Origin of the sequence: Rhizobium sp. MHM7A, assembly GCF_005862215.1 — a bacterium.
Taxonomy (GTDB): Bacteria; Pseudomonadota; Alphaproteobacteria; order Rhizobiales; family Rhizobiaceae; genus Rhizobium; species Rhizobium bangladeshense.
Genome location: NZ_VCHT01000006.1, coordinates 16,813 through 31,784 on the forward strand (window position 1 = coordinate 16,813; position 14,972 = coordinate 31,784).

General features: G+C 61.7%; 16 protein-coding genes and 1 pseudogene. 10 read left to right on the forward strand and 7 right to left on the reverse strand.

Going from position 1 to position 14,972, the window contains the following annotated elements; translation table 11 throughout:
* The first annotated feature begins 5 nt into the window (after positions 1-5).
* On the forward strand, positions 6-326 hold the full coding sequence (locus FFR93_RS20230; protein WP_138394516.1) for a cupredoxin family copper-binding protein: 321 nt from the start codon (positions 6-8) through the stop codon (positions 324-326).
* 34 nt (positions 327-360) lie between these two features.
* Positions 361-1,071 (forward strand): RNA polymerase sigma factor, encoded by a 711-nt coding sequence (locus FFR93_RS20235; protein WP_138394517.1) that lies wholly within the window; start codon positions 361-363, stop codon positions 1,069-1,071.
* A 33-nt stretch (positions 1,072-1,104) separates the two neighbouring features.
* On the opposite strand, the gene FFR93_RS20240 is transcribed toward FFR93_RS20235, so the two are convergent.
* Positions 1,105-2,025: an iron-siderophore ABC transporter substrate-binding protein gene (locus FFR93_RS20240; RefSeq protein WP_064708539.1), complete on the reverse strand. Its 921-nt coding sequence runs from the start codon at positions 2,023-2,025 to the stop codon at positions 1,105-1,107.
* Positions 2,026-2,118: 93 nt separating this feature from the next.
* Between FFR93_RS20240 and FFR93_RS20245 the strand changes: the two genes are divergently transcribed.
* From FFR93_RS20245 to FFR93_RS20260, 4 genes are all read left to right on the forward strand, one after another.
* Positions 2,119-3,126, forward strand: a complete 1,008-nt coding sequence (locus FFR93_RS20245) for an iron ABC transporter permease (RefSeq protein WP_246661342.1) — start codon at positions 2,119-2,121, stop codon at positions 3,124-3,126.
* Positions 3,123-4,154: an iron ABC transporter permease gene (locus FFR93_RS20250; protein ID WP_138394518.1), complete on the forward strand. Its 1,032-nt coding sequence runs from the start codon at positions 3,123-3,125 to the stop codon at positions 4,152-4,154. The genes FFR93_RS20245 and FFR93_RS20250 overlap by 4 nt, the downstream gene beginning before the upstream one ends.
* Positions 4,147-4,965: an ABC transporter ATP-binding protein gene (locus FFR93_RS20255; protein ID WP_064708537.1), complete on the forward strand. Its 819-nt coding sequence runs from the start codon at positions 4,147-4,149 to the stop codon at positions 4,963-4,965. The genes FFR93_RS20250 and FFR93_RS20255 overlap by 8 nt, the downstream gene beginning before the upstream one ends.
* Before the next feature lie 183 nt (positions 4,966-5,148).
* Entirely contained in the window at positions 5,149-5,403 is a 255-nt protein-coding gene (locus FFR93_RS20260; RefSeq protein WP_138394519.1) for a hypothetical protein, read from the forward strand.
* On the opposite strand, the gene FFR93_RS20265 is transcribed toward FFR93_RS20260, so the two are convergent.
* Together FFR93_RS20265 and FFR93_RS41530 are read right to left on the reverse strand one after the other, a co-directional pair.
* The gene (locus FFR93_RS20265) at positions 5,376-6,215 is read right to left on the reverse strand and encodes a hypothetical protein (protein ID WP_138394520.1); all 840 of its coding nucleotides are present in this window, start codon (positions 6,213-6,215) and stop codon (positions 5,376-5,378) included. The two genes, FFR93_RS20260 and FFR93_RS20265, sit on opposite strands and share 28 nt — an antisense overlap.
* Before the next feature lie 318 nt (positions 6,216-6,533).
* Positions 6,534-6,716, reverse strand: coding sequence for a hypothetical protein (locus tag FFR93_RS41530; protein WP_348640331.1), 183 nt, complete (start codon positions 6,714-6,716; stop codon positions 6,534-6,536).
* A 202-nt stretch (positions 6,717-6,918) separates the two neighbouring features.
* On the opposite strand from FFR93_RS41530, the gene FFR93_RS20275 reads away from it, so the two are divergent.
* Both FFR93_RS20275 and FFR93_RS20285 read left to right on the forward strand, forming a co-directional pair.
* Positions 6,919-7,704 (forward strand): pyrroline-5-carboxylate reductase, encoded by a 786-nt coding sequence (locus FFR93_RS20275; RefSeq protein ID WP_138394521.1) that lies wholly within the window; start codon positions 6,919-6,921, stop codon positions 7,702-7,704.
* A 492-nt stretch (positions 7,705-8,196) separates the two neighbouring features.
* Positions 8,197-8,530 (forward strand): annotated as a pseudogene (locus tag FFR93_RS20285) (hypothetical protein); the annotation flags it as partial.
* Between the two features lie 96 nt (positions 8,531-8,626).
* Here FFR93_RS20285 and FFR93_RS20290 read toward each other — a convergent pair.
* Positions 8,627-9,175, reverse strand: coding sequence for a cupin domain-containing protein (locus FFR93_RS20290; RefSeq protein WP_064712285.1), 549 nt, complete (start codon positions 9,173-9,175; stop codon positions 8,627-8,629).
* 139 nt (positions 9,176-9,314) lie between these two features.
* Between FFR93_RS20290 and FFR93_RS20295 the strand changes: the two genes are divergently transcribed.
* On the forward strand, positions 9,315-10,649 hold the full coding sequence (locus FFR93_RS20295) for an aspartate aminotransferase family protein (protein ID WP_138394522.1): 1,335 nt from the start codon (positions 9,315-9,317) through the stop codon (positions 10,647-10,649).
* A 210-nt stretch (positions 10,650-10,859) separates the two neighbouring features.
* Here FFR93_RS20295 and FFR93_RS20300 read toward each other — a convergent pair whose 3' ends face one another.
* The 3 genes from FFR93_RS20300 to alr all read right to left on the reverse strand — a co-directional run bounded on the left by FFR93_RS20300 (position 10,860) and on the right by alr (position 14,373).
* Positions 10,860-11,879, reverse strand: a complete 1,020-nt coding sequence (locus FFR93_RS20300) for an AraC family transcriptional regulator (protein WP_138394523.1) — start codon at positions 11,877-11,879, stop codon at positions 10,860-10,862.
* Between the two features lie 77 nt (positions 11,880-11,956).
* Positions 11,957-13,207: a D-amino acid dehydrogenase gene (locus tag FFR93_RS20305; protein ID WP_138394524.1), complete on the reverse strand. Its 1,251-nt coding sequence runs from the start codon at positions 13,205-13,207 to the stop codon at positions 11,957-11,959.
* Between the two features lie 32 nt (positions 13,208-13,239).
* Positions 13,240-14,373, reverse strand: a complete 1,134-nt coding sequence (gene alr / locus FFR93_RS20310) for an alanine racemase (protein ID WP_138394525.1) — start codon at positions 14,371-14,373, stop codon at positions 13,240-13,242.
* Positions 14,374-14,497: 124 nt separating this feature from the next.
* Between alr and FFR93_RS20315 the strand changes: the two genes are divergently transcribed.
* On the forward strand, positions 14,498-14,962 hold the full coding sequence (locus FFR93_RS20315; RefSeq protein WP_138394526.1) for an Lrp/AsnC family transcriptional regulator: 465 nt from the start codon (positions 14,498-14,500) through the stop codon (positions 14,960-14,962).
* The last annotated feature ends 10 nt before the right edge of the window (positions 14,963-14,972 follow it).

Sequence of the window (14,972 nt, forward strand, 5' to 3'; positions counted from 1 at the left end):
TTGCGATGGGGTCGCCGACAAAATTGTTGCCGGTGTTGTTGACGCTGCTCTGGGCAAGTAGCGGAGTTGCCTCGGCGGCAGAATATCAGCTTACCATCGCCGGCATGAAGTTCGGCCCAACGCCTGCCGAACTGCATGTCGGCGATGTGATCGTCTGGCGAAACGATGATATATTTCGGCATACGGTGACGGCTCGCGACAAAAGCTTCGATGTCGACCTGCCGCCGAAATCGCAGGCGCGAATGACGGTCGGCCGGGCGGGAGCGGTCGATTTCTATTGCCGCTTTCATCCCGCAATGACGGGAAAGCTGGACGTCCGGCCGTAAGGCCGGGCTCCGATCAAGCAACGCGGAGATTTCCATGGCAGCCATAGCGGTTCCGGTCGCGCCACACCGGCAGCACGTATCGACGCTCACCGATGCCGAGCTCGTACCCCTTGCAAGACAGGGTGACGAGCCCGCCATCCGTGCCATCGTCCAGCGTCACAATCAGCGCCTGTTCCGCACGGCGCGCGCCGTCATCCGCAGCGATTGGGAAGCGGAAGACGTCGTGCAGGCCGCCTATGTCAAGGCTTTCACCAATCTCGCGACATTCCGCGGCGAGGCCGAGCTTTCGACATGGCTGACGCGGATTGCGCTCAACGAGGCGCTAGGCCGGGTGCGCAGCCGAAAGAACACCGCCGGGCTCGAGGAAATCGACATGCAGACGACATCGCGAGGCGGAGAAGTCCTCCAGTTCCCCTCCTCGCTCTCCGCGAACGATCCGGAAAGCGAGCTTTCGCGAAGCCAGGCGCGGCATCTCCTCGAACAGGCCGTCGACGAACTCCCGGACCAATTTCGCGCCGTCTTCGTGCTGCGGGACGTCGAGGGCATGAGCACGGAGGAGGCCGCATCTTATCTCGGCATCAAACCTGAAACCGTGAAGACACGGCTGCACCGGGCGCGGAAGATGATGCGCCAGTCAATCGAACAAAAGCTCTCCGGCGCATTCTCGGCCCTGTTCCCCTTCGACGGCGCCCGCTGCGCCTCCATGGGAGACCGCGTCATCACAGCTCTTCGCCAGACATCGTGAAGTCCAGCAACAGCACGCGCCTGCTTCGACACCTCAACGCGAGGCGGGCAGGCCGTATATCTTCTCGATATCGTCGAGCATCAGGTTTGCCGCGATAATGCCGCCGGCCGTATTCCAGACGGCGTCGCTGACGGCCTCGACCTTGCCTGCCTTGACGACGGCAAGGTTCTTCCACAGCGGATCGGAGGTCCAGTCGGCCGCGGCAGCGGCGGTCTTGCCGTCCCCGGTATCATAGACGAGGTAGAACAGCCGATCGCCCTCGAATTCCGGCGTGCGCTCCTTAGTCACCTCGTCGGCGAATTCCATCCGGTCCTGGTTTGCCGGCCTGTTAAAACCGACCTGGCTCAATATATTACCGGCAAAAGTATCCTTCAGCAGGATCCGGGTGCGGCCGGGCATGAAGCGCACCAGCGAAATCTTCTCGGCCTTCTTATCTCCCAGCGCCTTGCTGATCGCCGCGACGCGATCGTCATAGGCCTTGAAGGCCGCATCGGCCTCCGGCAGCTTGCCGACGGCCGTGGCGTAGAGCTTCATATTGCCCTTCCAATCGCTCCTGATCCGCTCGGAAAGAACCGTCGGCGCGATGGCCGACAGCTGGGAATAGATCTTCTCCTGCCGGAACTTGGTGCCGAGGATGAGATCGGGCTCCAGCGAGGCGATCAGTTCGAGGTTGACGGCCGACTCGTCGCCGACGACGGTGACGCCGTCCATCTGCTTTGCGATGTGCTCGTACCAGGGCTTGCCCAGCCACGAGCGCACGGCGCCAACCGGCGTAATACCGGTCGCAAGCAGCGCTTCCGTTCCCTCGTTGGTCAGGACGACGATCCTCTTCGGCGCGTCCGGCACTTCGGTTACACCCATGGCATGGGTGACTTCGCGTGCACTCGCCGCGGCGGCGGTGATGAGGGACAGGAAAGCCGCGATGGCCGCGAACAGGATGGATCTCGTACGCACAAACGCCTCGAACTTGACAATCGGATGATTTTTCGACCAATCGATCGGGCCATAAGATGAGATGTATTATCCACTTAAAGTCAAGCTGAAACCGTGCGCCCGATTGCCCTCTCCACTTCTTCCCGTCCCGTGATATCGCTGACGATCGCACTATGGGCGGCGCTGACGGTTACCATCGTTGCGAGCGTGGCGCTGGGCTACCGGCAATATTCGCCGGCGGCGATCTGGAACGCGATCTTTTCCTTCGACGGCTCGGAAAGCTCTGTTGTCATCACCACGCTGCGCCTTCCCCGCGCCCTTCTCGCACCGCTCGTCGGCGCTGCTCTCGGGGTCGCCGGCGTCCTGACCCAGACACTGGCACGCAACCGCATCGCTTCTCCCGATACGCTCGGCATCAATGGCGGCGCCGCGCTCGCGGTGGTCGCGTCGAGCGTCTGGTTCGGTGTCGGTTCGATCGCCGGGATGTCGATGGCTGCCATCTCCGGTGCACTCGCCACCAGCCTGCTCGTCTTTGGCGTCGCCGCCAGCTCCGGAGGCTTCTCGCCGATCCGCATCGTGCTGGTGGGCGTCACCGTCGGAGGCCTCGGCTATTCGATCGTCCAGATCATCCTGACCACCAACGAAGCCCAGCTCAAAGAGCTGCTCTTCTGGCTCACTGGCTCGTTCGCCGACCGACCGATCGCCTTTGCCCTCGGGGGCGCGCCCGTGGTTCTGGCGGGTCTTTCGGTCGCATGGATGCTCGCGCAGCCGCTCGATGCGCTGCAGGCTGACGACACGACGGCGGCAAATCTCGGCGTGCCGCTCGCCGTGGTGCGCTGGGCCGGCTTCCTCACCATCTCGCTGCTGACCGGCGCCAGCGTCTGCATGGCAGGCCCGGTCGGCTTCGTCGGTTTCGTCGTGCCGCATGTGGCCAGACGCTTCGTCGGCCTCAACCATCGCCGCCTCATCGTGACCTCGGCGTTGATCGGCGCCATCTACGCCACGGCGGCCGATATTCTCGCGCGGTTCATCATCTACCCGGCCGAGGCGCCTGTCGGCGCGATCACCTCGACCGTTGGCGGGGTGGTTCTGCTCGTCCTGCTTAAGCGGAGAGCGGCATGATGGCCCGGGCCGGCTCGCTCGCCGCCTCCAGAGCGCCGCTGACGCTCGCGGCAATCATCCTCCTCTTCGTGGCTCTCGCGCTGACGGGGATCGCTTTCGGATCCACCTGGATCCCGCTCGCTCAGGTATGGGACGTGCTTTTCGGCGCAGACATCCGCGGCAAGACGGTCATCATCCTGCAGTTCCGCCTGCCACGCGTGGTGATCGCCGCCCTGGCAGGCGGCGGCTTTGCGGTCGCAGGCTATCTTCTCCAGCGCGTCACCCGCAATGAACTTGCGTCGCCCGGCATACTCGGCGTCGTCGACGGCGCGGCGCTGGCGGTCGTCTGCTTCCTCGCCGCACTCTCCAACGAATCCAACGCCCTCGTCACATCGGTCGCCTATCAGCCGGTCGCCGCCGTCGTCGGATCGGTGCTTGCAATCTTCACCGTCTTCGCATTTGCAGGCCGGCAGGCGGCGTCGGCGATCCGTCTGCTTCTCTTCGGCACCGCCGTCGCCGCGGTTTTGAAATCGCTGACCGTGATCGCCATGCTCGTCGGTCCTGTCTACCAGGCAGGACAGGCGGCCCGCTGGATTGCCGGCGCCGTCAACGAGATCAACTGGAATGAAATCCGCATCACCGCGGTCGGTATGCTTCCGCTCGTGCTGATCGTGCTGATCGTGGCCCGCAGGCTGCCGCCGGCCGATCTCGACGAGACATCAGCGAGAAGCGTCGGTCTCGACCTGCCGAGCTTCCGCATCCAGATCTTCGTCCTTGCGGCGGCCATGACCGCGCTTTCCGCTGCCTTCGTCGGCGGTGTCGGCTTCATCGGCCTGATAGCGCCGCATCTCGCGCGCCGGCTGATCGGGCGAACCGTCCATTTCGGTCTTATCGGCAGCTTCTTCATCGGGGCCTCGATGCTGGTCGGCGCGGATCTCCTCGTGCGAGTGCTCTTTTCGCCGACCGAAGTACCCGCCGGAACGGTTCCGGCCGTTATCGGCGCCCCCTACTTCCTTTATCTCCTGATGAGAAACCAGCGCCATGACTGACGCCGCCGCCATCGACAACGTGATCTCAATCGAGGAGCTCAGCCTCGACTACGGCAAGCTCAACGTCCTCCACTCCCTGTCTCTTGCCATCCCCAGGGGCAAGATCACGGTGCTTGCGGGCGCAAACGGCTGCGGCAAATCCACTTTGCTCCGAGCAATCCGCAGACTTCACAAACCGAGCAAGGGCCATATCCTCCTCGAGGAGTTGAACCTTCACAGCCTCGGCGAAAAGGCGCTCGCCAGGAAAATCGGGCTGCTGACCCAGAGCCCTTCGGCACCCGAAGACATGACGGTGCAGGAGCTCGTCCGCCTCGGCCGCTATCCGCACCAGACGCTGCTGCAGCCCTGGAGTGCCGGCGATGGAGAGGCGATCGAGCGGGCGATGGCCGGCACTGGCGTCGGGCATCTCAGCGATCGCAGGCTAGGCTCGCTCTCGGGAGGACAGCTGCAGCGAGCATGGATTGCGATGGTGCTGGCGCAGGAGACCGACATCATCTGCCTGGATGAGCCGGTCAACCATCTCGACCTCGCCCACCAGCTCGAATGCCTGGAACTGGTTCATCGTCTCAAGGAACAATTCGGCAGAACCGTCGTGCTCGTCCTGCACGATCTCAATCTCGCGGCACGCTACGGCGATAGGCTGGTTTTCCTCAAAGGCGGGGAGATCGTCGCCGCCGGCGCGCCGGCCGATCTCGTTACCGAAGAGAGGGTCGCCGAGGTTTTCAGCGTACAGGCGAGGATCATCACCGATCCCGTCCATGGCAGACCGCTTTGCATTCCGCTTCGCCTTGCCGGGAATTCGCCTGGATGAGGCAAGCGGCGGAATCGATAAGATTCCGTTGGCAATATTGTCGGTTATCAACCCTCAAACGATCAGTTGGCTTAGCTCGAATCCTCGGATCGTTTTCGAAAAGATGGACCGTGCGCGACATGGACCCGATTTCCGCTCCGCTCGATGACCGGTCGCGACCGCTGATATAATGGGTGCGCGCTTTTGCCGAACAATCCGGACTGGTGGAAGTGGGTGCGCCTCGCGTTCCAGCGCTTCGCCCTCTCGCAGGCCGGCAACCCGGAGACCGGGGACGAGCTGATCATCGATACCGCTCACCCGCGGAAACTGCTGCAGCTCAATTTCGCCGACCGAAAAAGCCCCAGCTCCGGCTGCGCAGCTACGACTATCACCACGGCCTCTATTGAGCTGCCCGCCGAGAACGAACCGGTTCACCCAGCGAGCTTGACGATGCCGTAGGGATTGAATTTGAACTCGTCTACTTCATAGACGGAATCGAAGGAGAGGCTTGCGCCGCGCGCCGTGAGCGTCGGATCGAGACCTTTCTTGCCGATTTCGTCGGCAACTGCATCCATGATGGCAACGACCTGCCTTTCGCTGCCGGCCGTCACCGGGACATAGACCTCCGGCAGCCCCACCAGGTGGAAGCCGACGCTTTCCAGATATCCGCGCGCCGAGAGCGGCCGCTTCGCAAAGGCCAGGCGGCCGATGCGCCGCTGGGCGAGCAGATCGCCGGCACCCTGCGCTTCGGCTCCCTGCCGGATCAGCTCTCTCCATCGGTCCAGCCCATGCGCGATGCCCGCACTTTCTCCCTTGACGGCAACCGCTCCGGCCTCGATCAGCCGCTCGACGAGACGCAGCGCCGTCATCGACACCTTCACAGTTTCTGCCTTCGCCATGCTCGGCCCGAGGACATAGAGGACGGACTGATGATCGGCGACGGATTGCTCGTCCGTCTCGCTCCATGCATCGGGTTCGACCCGATCCCAGCAGACGTCGAATGACCTTCCCATACGCTCATCCGGCTCGCCTTGCGAATAATCCTCGTCGACGCTGAATCCGGTGGCAAAGTCACGAATCGCTTGCCCTGCCGCTTCGGACAAGCGGCTGAGGTCGCGATCCCGCCCGAGAAAACACAGGACATGCCGGGGCGTCACCGACGACGCCTCCTCCTGGGTCACCTTTTCCGGACTGGCTTGCCCGGCGAAAGACGGTTTCCAGCCGATCATGGTCCATAGGGACCCCAAAAGCGCGCGACGCAGGATATGCAAGATCGATGCCTCCGTTCGGTCGGATGTTTTTGTTTACAGCTTCCGCTTGTAAACATATGGCGCCCGGAACGAAAGCGGGATCTCGCCGCCACAGGTCGCGGATTCCCTGATGCCGGAAGTCCTGGTTGAGCGGCAATTCGCCTTTCGCATGCAGAACGGCTTTGCGCCGGCAGACTCGTCAATCGGGGATGCGCCGATCTTCGCAACCAAGTCCTCGGCCATGTCGGTCCGCACTCTTATCCCGGCGCAATGGAGACGACGACGCCGTCGCGCCCAAAGCTCGAGTTGGCAACATAGATCAGGGCGGCCCTGGTCGCGCTATAGGGCATAACCGCGTTGGCCGGCGCGGCTTGCCATATTGACGATCCGCCCGCCGCCATTCTCCCGGAACTGCATGAGCGCTTCATACCAGAGGTCAGCCGCCGCGATGAAATTTACCTGGAGCTCCTCCCGGCAGGCGGCCAGACAGTCGGAGGGATCGGCATCGACCGAGGTGCGGATGTCGGCATTGTTGACGCGGCGTGGATGCGCCCCGCCGCTGCGAGCGCATCACGCCACAACGCAAGGCGCCGTCGGACCGGAGAGATCGGCCTGAGCGATCAGTCCGTTTCCGTCGATCTTGCGGAGCAGGGCTTCCGCTCCTTGCCTGTCGCGACCATAATGGATGTCGCGCTAGGACCGCTTAGAGCTACGGAGTGATCAGGTGAACATCAAAAGCATCGGATTTGTCGGAACCGGCGTCATCACCGAGGCGATGGTTCGCGGGCTTCTCGCTGAACCGACCTATGCCTTGGAGATTCACGTCTCTCCACGAAGCGCCCACATCGCGGAAACGCTGGCAGGGGAATTCGCCGCCGTGAAGATTGCCAAGGACAATCAGGACGTCGTCGATCGCAGCGACATGGTGTTCCTGGCAATACGGCCACAGATCGCCGAGGAGGTCGTGCGCGCGCTTTCGTTCACGGACGGACAGATGGTCGTCAGCGTCGTCGCGGCGACGGAGCGCCAGGCCCTCATCGATTGGGTCGGCGCGAACGTGCGCCTCGTGCAGGCGATCCCCCTGCCCTTCGTGGCAGCTCGCCAGGGCGTGACTGCAATCTATCCGGCTGATGACTCAGTCGCAGCGCTGTTCGACACACTTGGAACGGCCGTGCAATGCCAGTCGAGAAAGGAATACGATCTTCTCGCAGCCGCGAGTTCGATGATGTCGACCTATTTCGGGATCATGGAGACGGTGGCCGGCTGGCTTGAAGGGAACGGCCTTGAAAGGGCAAAGGGCCACGCCTACATTGCCCCGCTTTTTGCAAGCCTGGCGCAGAAGGCGAGCGGCCCTAGCGCCGAACCCTTCAGCACGCTGAGCCGCGAATTCGCGACCAGGGGCGGCCTGAACGAGCAAGTTCTCTCCGACTTCGGCAGGAAGGGCGGCATCGCCGCGCTGACCGCCGCCCTCGATGGCGTGCTCGCCCGCATCGAGGGCCGCAGCAGCTGAATAACGTCGATCCGCAGCGAAAATGCCTAAGATTGCGCTCATAGATGCAAACAGGTCCTGCAACATGCTTCTCGCAGCCATGATCATCTTCGGCGCCGTGCTTTCAACGCGTGCCTGGATGCCTTGGAACTGAGCCGCCAGAACCGTAAGGCCACAACCTAGTTTTACAAAAATATTGAACTCCGCATCGCTTACCAAAACTGGCGCACACGACCTGATCCGCAGAAGGAGGCGGGGGTGTGCGCACGACAACTCTCGAATGCGTCGGGGCTGTCGGCAAGGGCGATTAGCTCTGCCCATTCCAGACTCGGGTTGCAAGAATCGAAGAAACACAATTCAGGTCTGACGATAGTCGAAAACTACTCTGATAGAGAAAAAACTTGCGGCCCATTGGTCGGAAGAATGACAATCTTCCTCCGGCCTGCTTGTGCCGGCTTATCCCCATCTCATCACCCCCAATTAGCTATCAGTGCAACCGTAACATTTCGGCCGCAGCTGATGTTCAACAGCGCCTCAATCCGCTTCGATGACGCCTCGATGACCCAGAAGGCGCTCGACTATGCCGGCTCGAGGCAGGGCGTCACGGGCAGCGAGCTGGCGCAACCGCTGAAGGCGCTCGTGCAGATCATGATGGCGCAGCTCAACATGCCGGAGCTGCAGAACCAGGTATCGGCCGCCGTCAGCACCTGCTTGACGGACCGAAGAGCCTGACGATCAGCGCCGCCCCGGAAAAACCGGTTCCCGTTCCGATGATTGTGGGCGCCGCCATGGGCGCGCCGAACACCATTCCTTTGGTCTCGGCGTCAAGGTATCGGCGAACTATTAAGCCCAGGATTCGTTTCAAATCGCCACTGCGGGAGGCGGGCCGTTCGTCGATCCGCCCCGAACTTTCCAAACCAGCAAGCACTTTGCCGAAATTGCTCTAAAAAGTAGGCGGCGTGCAGGCGCTAATGACCTCGCAGGGCACCGGCCCCACGCAGCGAAACCGGTGCGGGCGCCGGCTGTCGAAATAGTAAGCGTCGCCTGGCCCCAGCACGCGCCGTTCGTCGCCGACCGTGACCTCGAGCCTTCCAGAGAGCACGATCCCGCCCTCCTCTCCCTCGTGAACAAGTGGGATTTTTCCGGTATCGGCGCCCGGCTGGTAGCACTCCTTGAGCATTTGCAGGCTGCGCCCGAACAGGGTTTCGCCAACCTGCTTGTAAGAAATGGCACCCTTTCCGATCTCCACGAGCTCCTCGGCGGCGTAGAAGGCCTTTTTCGGACGCTCGGGTTCAAAGGCGAAGAATTCCGCCAGACCGATCGGAATGCCGTCGAGAATCCGTTTCAAGGCGCCTACCGACGGATTGGAGGCGTTCGATTCGATCAGCGAGATCGTCGAGTTCGGCACACCGGTGCGTTTGGCGAGCTCACGCTGGGAAAGCTTGTGGGCGAGGCGAAGATGACGAAGGCGGCTGCCGATGTTTATTGACATGATGCGTCCGTTTGCGTTGTCCAGAATAGCTAAAACTTGTCAGATGAGCCGCTACATTTCAATGGTTTGCGGCGGGTAAGAAAAGGACTTGTTTGCAAGGAGGAAATCATCATTCTCGGTCCATCCCGGGGAGGCCAGAATGGACCAGCTGAACAAGACGAACGCGCCCGTACTCGAAAATTTCTGGATGCCGTTCACGGCGAACCGGCAGTTCAAGGCCGCGCCGCGCCTTTTGGCCGCGGCGGAGGGAATGTACTACACCGACGTCAATGGAAACCGGGTGCTGGACGGGACGGCCGGGCTCTGGTGCTGCAACGCCGGTCACGGCCGCAGGAAGATCGCCCAGGCGGTCGAGCGGCAGCTTGCCACCCTCGACTATGCCCCGACGTTCCAGATGGGCCATCCGATCGCCTTCGACTTCGCCGCGAAGCTCGCCGCAACCGCGCCAGGCGGGGCTGACGCCAAGCTCGACAGGATCTTCTTCACCGGCTCGGGCTCGGAATCGGTCGATACTGCTCTGAAAATCGCCATCGCCTACCAGCGCGCCATCGGCCAGGGCACACGCACACGGATCATCGGACGCGAAAAAGGCTATCACGGCGTCGGCTTCGGCGGCATTTCCGTTGGCGGCCTGGTCAATAATCGGCGGGTCTTCCCCCATATACCCGCCGACCACATGCGCCACACGCTCGACGTCGAGCGCAATGCTTATTCGAGAGGGATTCCCGCGCATGGCGTGGAACTGGCCGATGATCTCGAGCGCCTGGTGCAGTTGCACGGCGCCGAAACCATCGCCGCTGTCATCGTCGAGCCGATGTCGGGATCGGCGGGCGTTATCCTGCCGCCGAAGGGTTATCTGGAGAAGCTGCGCGCGACCGCCGACAAGTACGGCATCCTGCTGATCTTCGACGAAGTCATCACCGGCTTCGGACGTCTCGGCACAGCTTTCGCGGTGGATTATTTCGGCGTCGTGCCCGATCTGGTCACCGCGGCAAAAGGCCTGACCAACGGCGCCATTCCCATGGGCGCGGTCTTTGCCAGCCGTAAAGTTCATGACGGACTTATGATCGGACCCGACAATGCGATCGAGCTCTTCCACGGCTATACCTATTCAGGCCATCCGGTCGCCTGCGCGGCGGGGCTCGCCACCCTCGAAATCTACGAGCAAGAAAGGCTGCTGACGCGTGCATCGGACCTAGCCGAATATTGGCAGGACGCGCTCCACTCGCTGAAGGGCTTGCCTAGTGTCGTCGATATCCGCAATCTCGGACTGGTCGGCGCGATCGAACTGGCGCCTCGCGATGGAGCACCGGGAACCCGCGCCTACGACGTCTTCGTCGATTGCTTCAAGAAGGGCCTGCTGATCCGCGTGACCGGTGATATCATTGCGCTGTCACCGCCGCTGATCATCGAGAAAGACCAGATCGACACGATCGTCTCGACGATCGCCGATGCGCTGAAGCGCGCGGCATAGTCTGCCGACAATAGAGCGGTTCAGCTTTTCACGGAAGCGCAGAACCGCTCTAACTTTACGCAATTACCGGCAAAAGCGCTTCGCTTTGCCTGGGAAAACCGCTTCGCACTTTTCCTGGATTTGCTCCAACCGACGCGGTGGTGAACCAGCCGCCGCACGACTACTCTATAGGTTCACCTCGCCCTCGCGGCATGTCTCTTCAAGGCCCATCTAGCGCTTCACGGTCTGCGACGGCAACTGGCCGAAGCGCTTCCTGTAGTCGGCTGCAAATCGCCCGAGATGGGTGAAGCCCCATCTCAACGCGATTTCGGCGATGGCCTGCGTTCCGTCTGATTCCAGCAGCTCGCGATGGGCGGCAACCATCCTGATTTCATGCAGATAGGCGGTCGGGGTGGTGTTCCTGAACTGACGGAATCCTTGCTGCAAAGTCCGAACGCTTACCTTGGCCGCCATGGCGATCTCGCTGAGCGAGATCGGTTCCGCGATGTGTTCCTGCATGAAATCCATGGCCCATTTCACATGGCGCGGGGCCGGGAGCGGAGCGACACGCGCCAGTTCCTCCGAATAGTGATGGGGACATGTCTCCAAAAGCAGGTACACTGCCGCATCGCAGAGCGATTTGACGGCCAGTGGTGAGCGTTGCAGCAAGCCGTTGCCACTGAGACCGCTGTGGAGGTTCGAGACGAGTTGCTGCAGGAGGAATCCCGGACCGGCCGTCAGATCGATGTCGGTATGGAAGCCGACATCGCCGCTGATCGTCCGCTCGCACATATGGGTGAGCTGCGCGGCGATCTTGCCGCGGTCGATGAAGAGGCAGAAATGACTGCGGGGGCCGACGATCCTCGTTCCACTGACGCTGCCCTGTTCCAGTATCACGCCGCGACCGGGTACCGAATATATCGGCTCTTGCTTGCCGCCGAACCACATCATCCCCTGCTTCGGCAGGAACATAGCCAGTTTATCGGCCACCCCTTCCCGCTTGCAGAAAATCGTTCCTTCATAAGAGCAATCGGCCACGCTGACATCTTCCATCGAAATGAAATTGCAGCGATATGCAATGGGCATCGTGCCTTCGGTCGAGACCCTTATCGTGGATCTCGGCGTCGACAGTGCTTCCGCGAGCTGATCCGCGTCGGTTCCGTTCTGCACCGTTGCCCGAAACGACATATTCGCTACGGCCGACGATTGGACCACGCTGCCAGGGGCATGCCGATCGGGGCTAACGGACATTCGTGACCTCCTACAGTGATGCCCGCAAGTGACAAGCATGTACCATATCGTTCATTCCTCCTGTCGTCCATTTCGCGTCAGCCGTATCGGCTAACGGCAAGATCCCTGGCGTCGATATCGGGCGTGCGGCCGCCGACGAGGTCGCTGATCAGCCGGGCCGAACCGGTGCTCATGGTCCAGCCAAGCGTGCCGTGACCGGTATTGAGGAACAGGCCCTTGATCTTCGTCGGACCGATGACCGGCGTACCGTCCGGCGTCATCGGACGCAGGCCGGACCAGAAGGAAGCCTTGGAAACATCGCCGCCGGGGAAGAGATCGGTGACGGAATGCTCCAGCGTGCTGCGGCGGGCGAGACCGAGATCGTTGGTATAGCCTGAAATCTCAGCCATGCCGCCGACGCGGATCCGGTCGCCGAGCCGGGTGATCGCAATCTTGTAGGTTTCGTCCATGACGGTCGATTCCGGCGCGCGTGACACATCGCTGATCGGGATGGTGAGGGAGTAGCCCTTGACCGGATAGACCGGCAGGCCGATGCCCAAGGGCTTGAGCAGCAGCGGCGAATAGCTGCCGAGCGCGACCACCACCGCCTCCGCATCCATTCGCCCGCGGTCGGTGATAATCCCGCGCATGCGGCCCTCTTCGACGTCGAGCGCCTTGATCGTCGTCCCATAGGTGAAACGGACGCCGAGCGCCTCGGCCTTGGCGGCGAGCGCATTGGTGAACTTGAAGCAGTCACCGGTTTCATCCTTCGGCGTCAGCAGGCCGCCGACGATCTTGTCGCGCACGTGCCTGAGCGCCGGCTCTACGCGAATGCAGCCGTCGCGGTCGAGCACCTCATAGGGAATGCCGTCGGCGGCGAGCGCCTTGACGTCCTTGGCCGAGGAATCGAGCTGCTGCTCAGTGCGAAACAGCTGCAGGGTTCCCTGCATGCGCTCGTCATAGGCGATGCTGGTTTCGGCGCGGAGCTCGGCGAGCGCGATACGGCTGTAGTCGGCAAGGCGCAGCATGCGGCTCTTGTTGATCGCGTAGCGTTCGGAGGTGCAGTTCGACAACATCCTCGCCATCCAGGAGAGCATGGCCACATCGAATTTCGGGCGAAGGATGAGCGGCGCATGTTTCATGAACAGCCACTTCATCGCCTTCATCGGAATGCCAGGGGCCGCCCATGGCGAGCAATAGCCGAAGGAGACTTCGCCGGCATTGGCAAAGCTCGTCTCCAGCGCCGGCGCAGACTGCCGGTCGACGACGGTAACCTCATGGCCTGCCTTGGCAAGCTGATATGCGGATGTGACACCGACGATGCCGGCACCCAGAACGATGACTTTCATGATGTCCCCAAAAGGATGGAGCCAGCCGGCTCTCAGCAATATTGCCTGTGATACCGATCGCCGAGACCGGTCAGAATTTCATAAGATATGGTGTCGGCATCGCGCGCAATATCCTCAAGCGTCTGATGCGGACCGAGCACCTCGACAAGACTGCCGAGCGTCAGCGCGCCTTCGGGCAGCGCCGACATATCGACGGTGATGCTGTCCATCGAAACGCGGCCGACGATCGGCAGGCGCGTGCCCTCGTAATAGACGGCGCCGCGGTCGCTGAGGCAGCGCGGCAGGCCGTCGGCATAGCCGGCGGCAATGGTGGCGAGACGCATTTGCCGTTGCGCGAAATGCGCGCCGCCGTAACCAACCTTCGTGCCTGATGATACGGTCCGCGTCTGTACGACGGCAACATCGAGGCTGACGACCGGCTCCATCGGGTTTATCGCGCCGGCGCCTGGAGCGCCGCCGTAAAGTGCGATGCCCGGCCGGGCGAGCACGCCATGATAGGCTTTGCCAAGGAAAACGCCGCCGGAATTGGCGAAGGAAATATCGAAGCCTGGAAATTCGTCGGCGATGCGGGACATTACTGCCAGTTGATCGCTGTTCTGCTGGCCCTCGGTGTCATCTGCCGAAGCCAGGTGGCTCATGATGAACAGGACTTCGATGTTGGTGCCGTTGCGAAGGGCTGTCGCCAGTTCCGCCCTTTCTTCCGGGGGAAAGCCGAGCCGCGACATGCCGGTGTCGAATTGCAGGACAGCAGGCAGGCAGCGCTTCAGCGCGCACGCCGCTGACGACCATTGCTGCCACTGGGCGAGCGAATTGAGAACCGGAACAATGCCCATCTCGGCGCAGGCAATTTCATTGCCCGGCTGCAGGCCATTCAGCACGAAAACCTGGGCATCCCGCGCAAGCACCGGCCGCAGCCTCGCGGCTTCGACGAATTGGGCAACGAAGAAATGCCGGCAACCTTGGCCGTATAGCGTTTTCGCCACCCGTTCCGCGCCGAGGCCATAGGCATCGGCCTTGACGACGGCGCCAGCGCGAACCGGAGCCAGCATCGACACGAGCTTCCGATAATTGCGGCCGAGTGCGGCAAGATCAATCGTAAGATAGCCTGAGGCTCCCTGCGCGATCATGGCAGTCCGTGCATGGGAATCCAAAATATCGCCGTCCATGTTCACCCTCTTATTTCCAGACAGTGTATGGAAGAATCAGCGATATTGCCGGTCAATCTGTGACCGTTTATTGCAATCTTTGAAGTTCATGCGCATGATTGACGAAAATTTGGAACAATCGATCATGCCCGCCCTTGACACGATAGATCGCAACATCCTGAGGCTGCTGCGCCTCGACGCCCGGATGAGCAATGCCAAGCTTGCCGCTGAGGTTGGCCTTTCGCCATCGGCCTGCCTCAGACGCATCAAGATCATGGAAACGACTGGCGTGATCCGGGGCTATACGGCGCTTCTCGATACCAGCAATGCGGATGCGATGATTGCCGTTATAATCAACATCACTCTCGAACGGCAGACGGAGGACTATCTCGACCGTTTCGAGGCGGCCGTCCGCCGCCATCCGGAGATCCGCGAATGTTTCCTGATGACGGGAGGATCCGACTATCTACTGCGCGTGGAAGTCGCCAATGCCGGCGAATTCGAACGGATCCACAAGGAAATATTGTCGGCCATGCCAGGCGTCCTCAGGATTCACTCCAGCTTCTCGATTCGAAACGTCCTGGCAACGCGCGGCAGAGGCAAACGCTGAGACCAGGAAA

Bases quoted from the DNA above. Each gene is read 5' to 3' on its own strand.
- FFR93_RS20230 (WP_138394516.1), top strand. From the start codon at position 6: ATGGGGTCGCCGACAAAATTGTTGCCGGTGTTGTTGACGCTGCTCTGG.
- FFR93_RS20235 (WP_138394517.1), top strand. From the start codon at position 361: ATGGCAGCCATAGCGGTTCCGGTCGCGCCACACCGGCAGCACGTATCG.
- FFR93_RS20250 (WP_138394518.1), top strand. From the start codon at position 3,123: ATGATGGCCCGGGCCGGCTCGCTCGCCGCCTCCAGAGCGCCGCTGACG.
- FFR93_RS20255 (WP_064708537.1), top strand. From the start codon at position 4,147: ATGACTGACGCCGCCGCCATCGACAACGTGATCTCAATCGAGGAGCTC.
- FFR93_RS20290 (WP_064712285.1), bottom strand. From the start codon at position 9,175: ATGTCAATAAACATCGGCAGCCGCCTTCGTCATCTTCGCCTCGCCCAC.
- FFR93_RS20295 (WP_138394522.1), top strand. From the start codon at position 9,315: ATGGACCAGCTGAACAAGACGAACGCGCCCGTACTCGAAAATTTCTGG.
- FFR93_RS20300 (WP_138394523.1), bottom strand. From the start codon at position 11,879: ATGTCCGTTAGCCCCGATCGGCATGCCCCTGGCAGCGTGGTCCAATCG.
- FFR93_RS20305 (WP_138394524.1), bottom strand. From the start codon at position 13,207: ATGAAAGTCATCGTTCTGGGTGCCGGCATCGTCGGTGTCACATCCGCA.
- alr (WP_138394525.1), bottom strand. From the start codon at position 14,373: ATGGACGGCGATATTTTGGATTCCCATGCACGGACTGCCATGATCGCG.
- FFR93_RS20315 (WP_138394526.1), top strand. From the start codon at position 14,498: ATGCCCGCCCTTGACACGATAGATCGCAACATCCTGAGGCTGCTGCGC.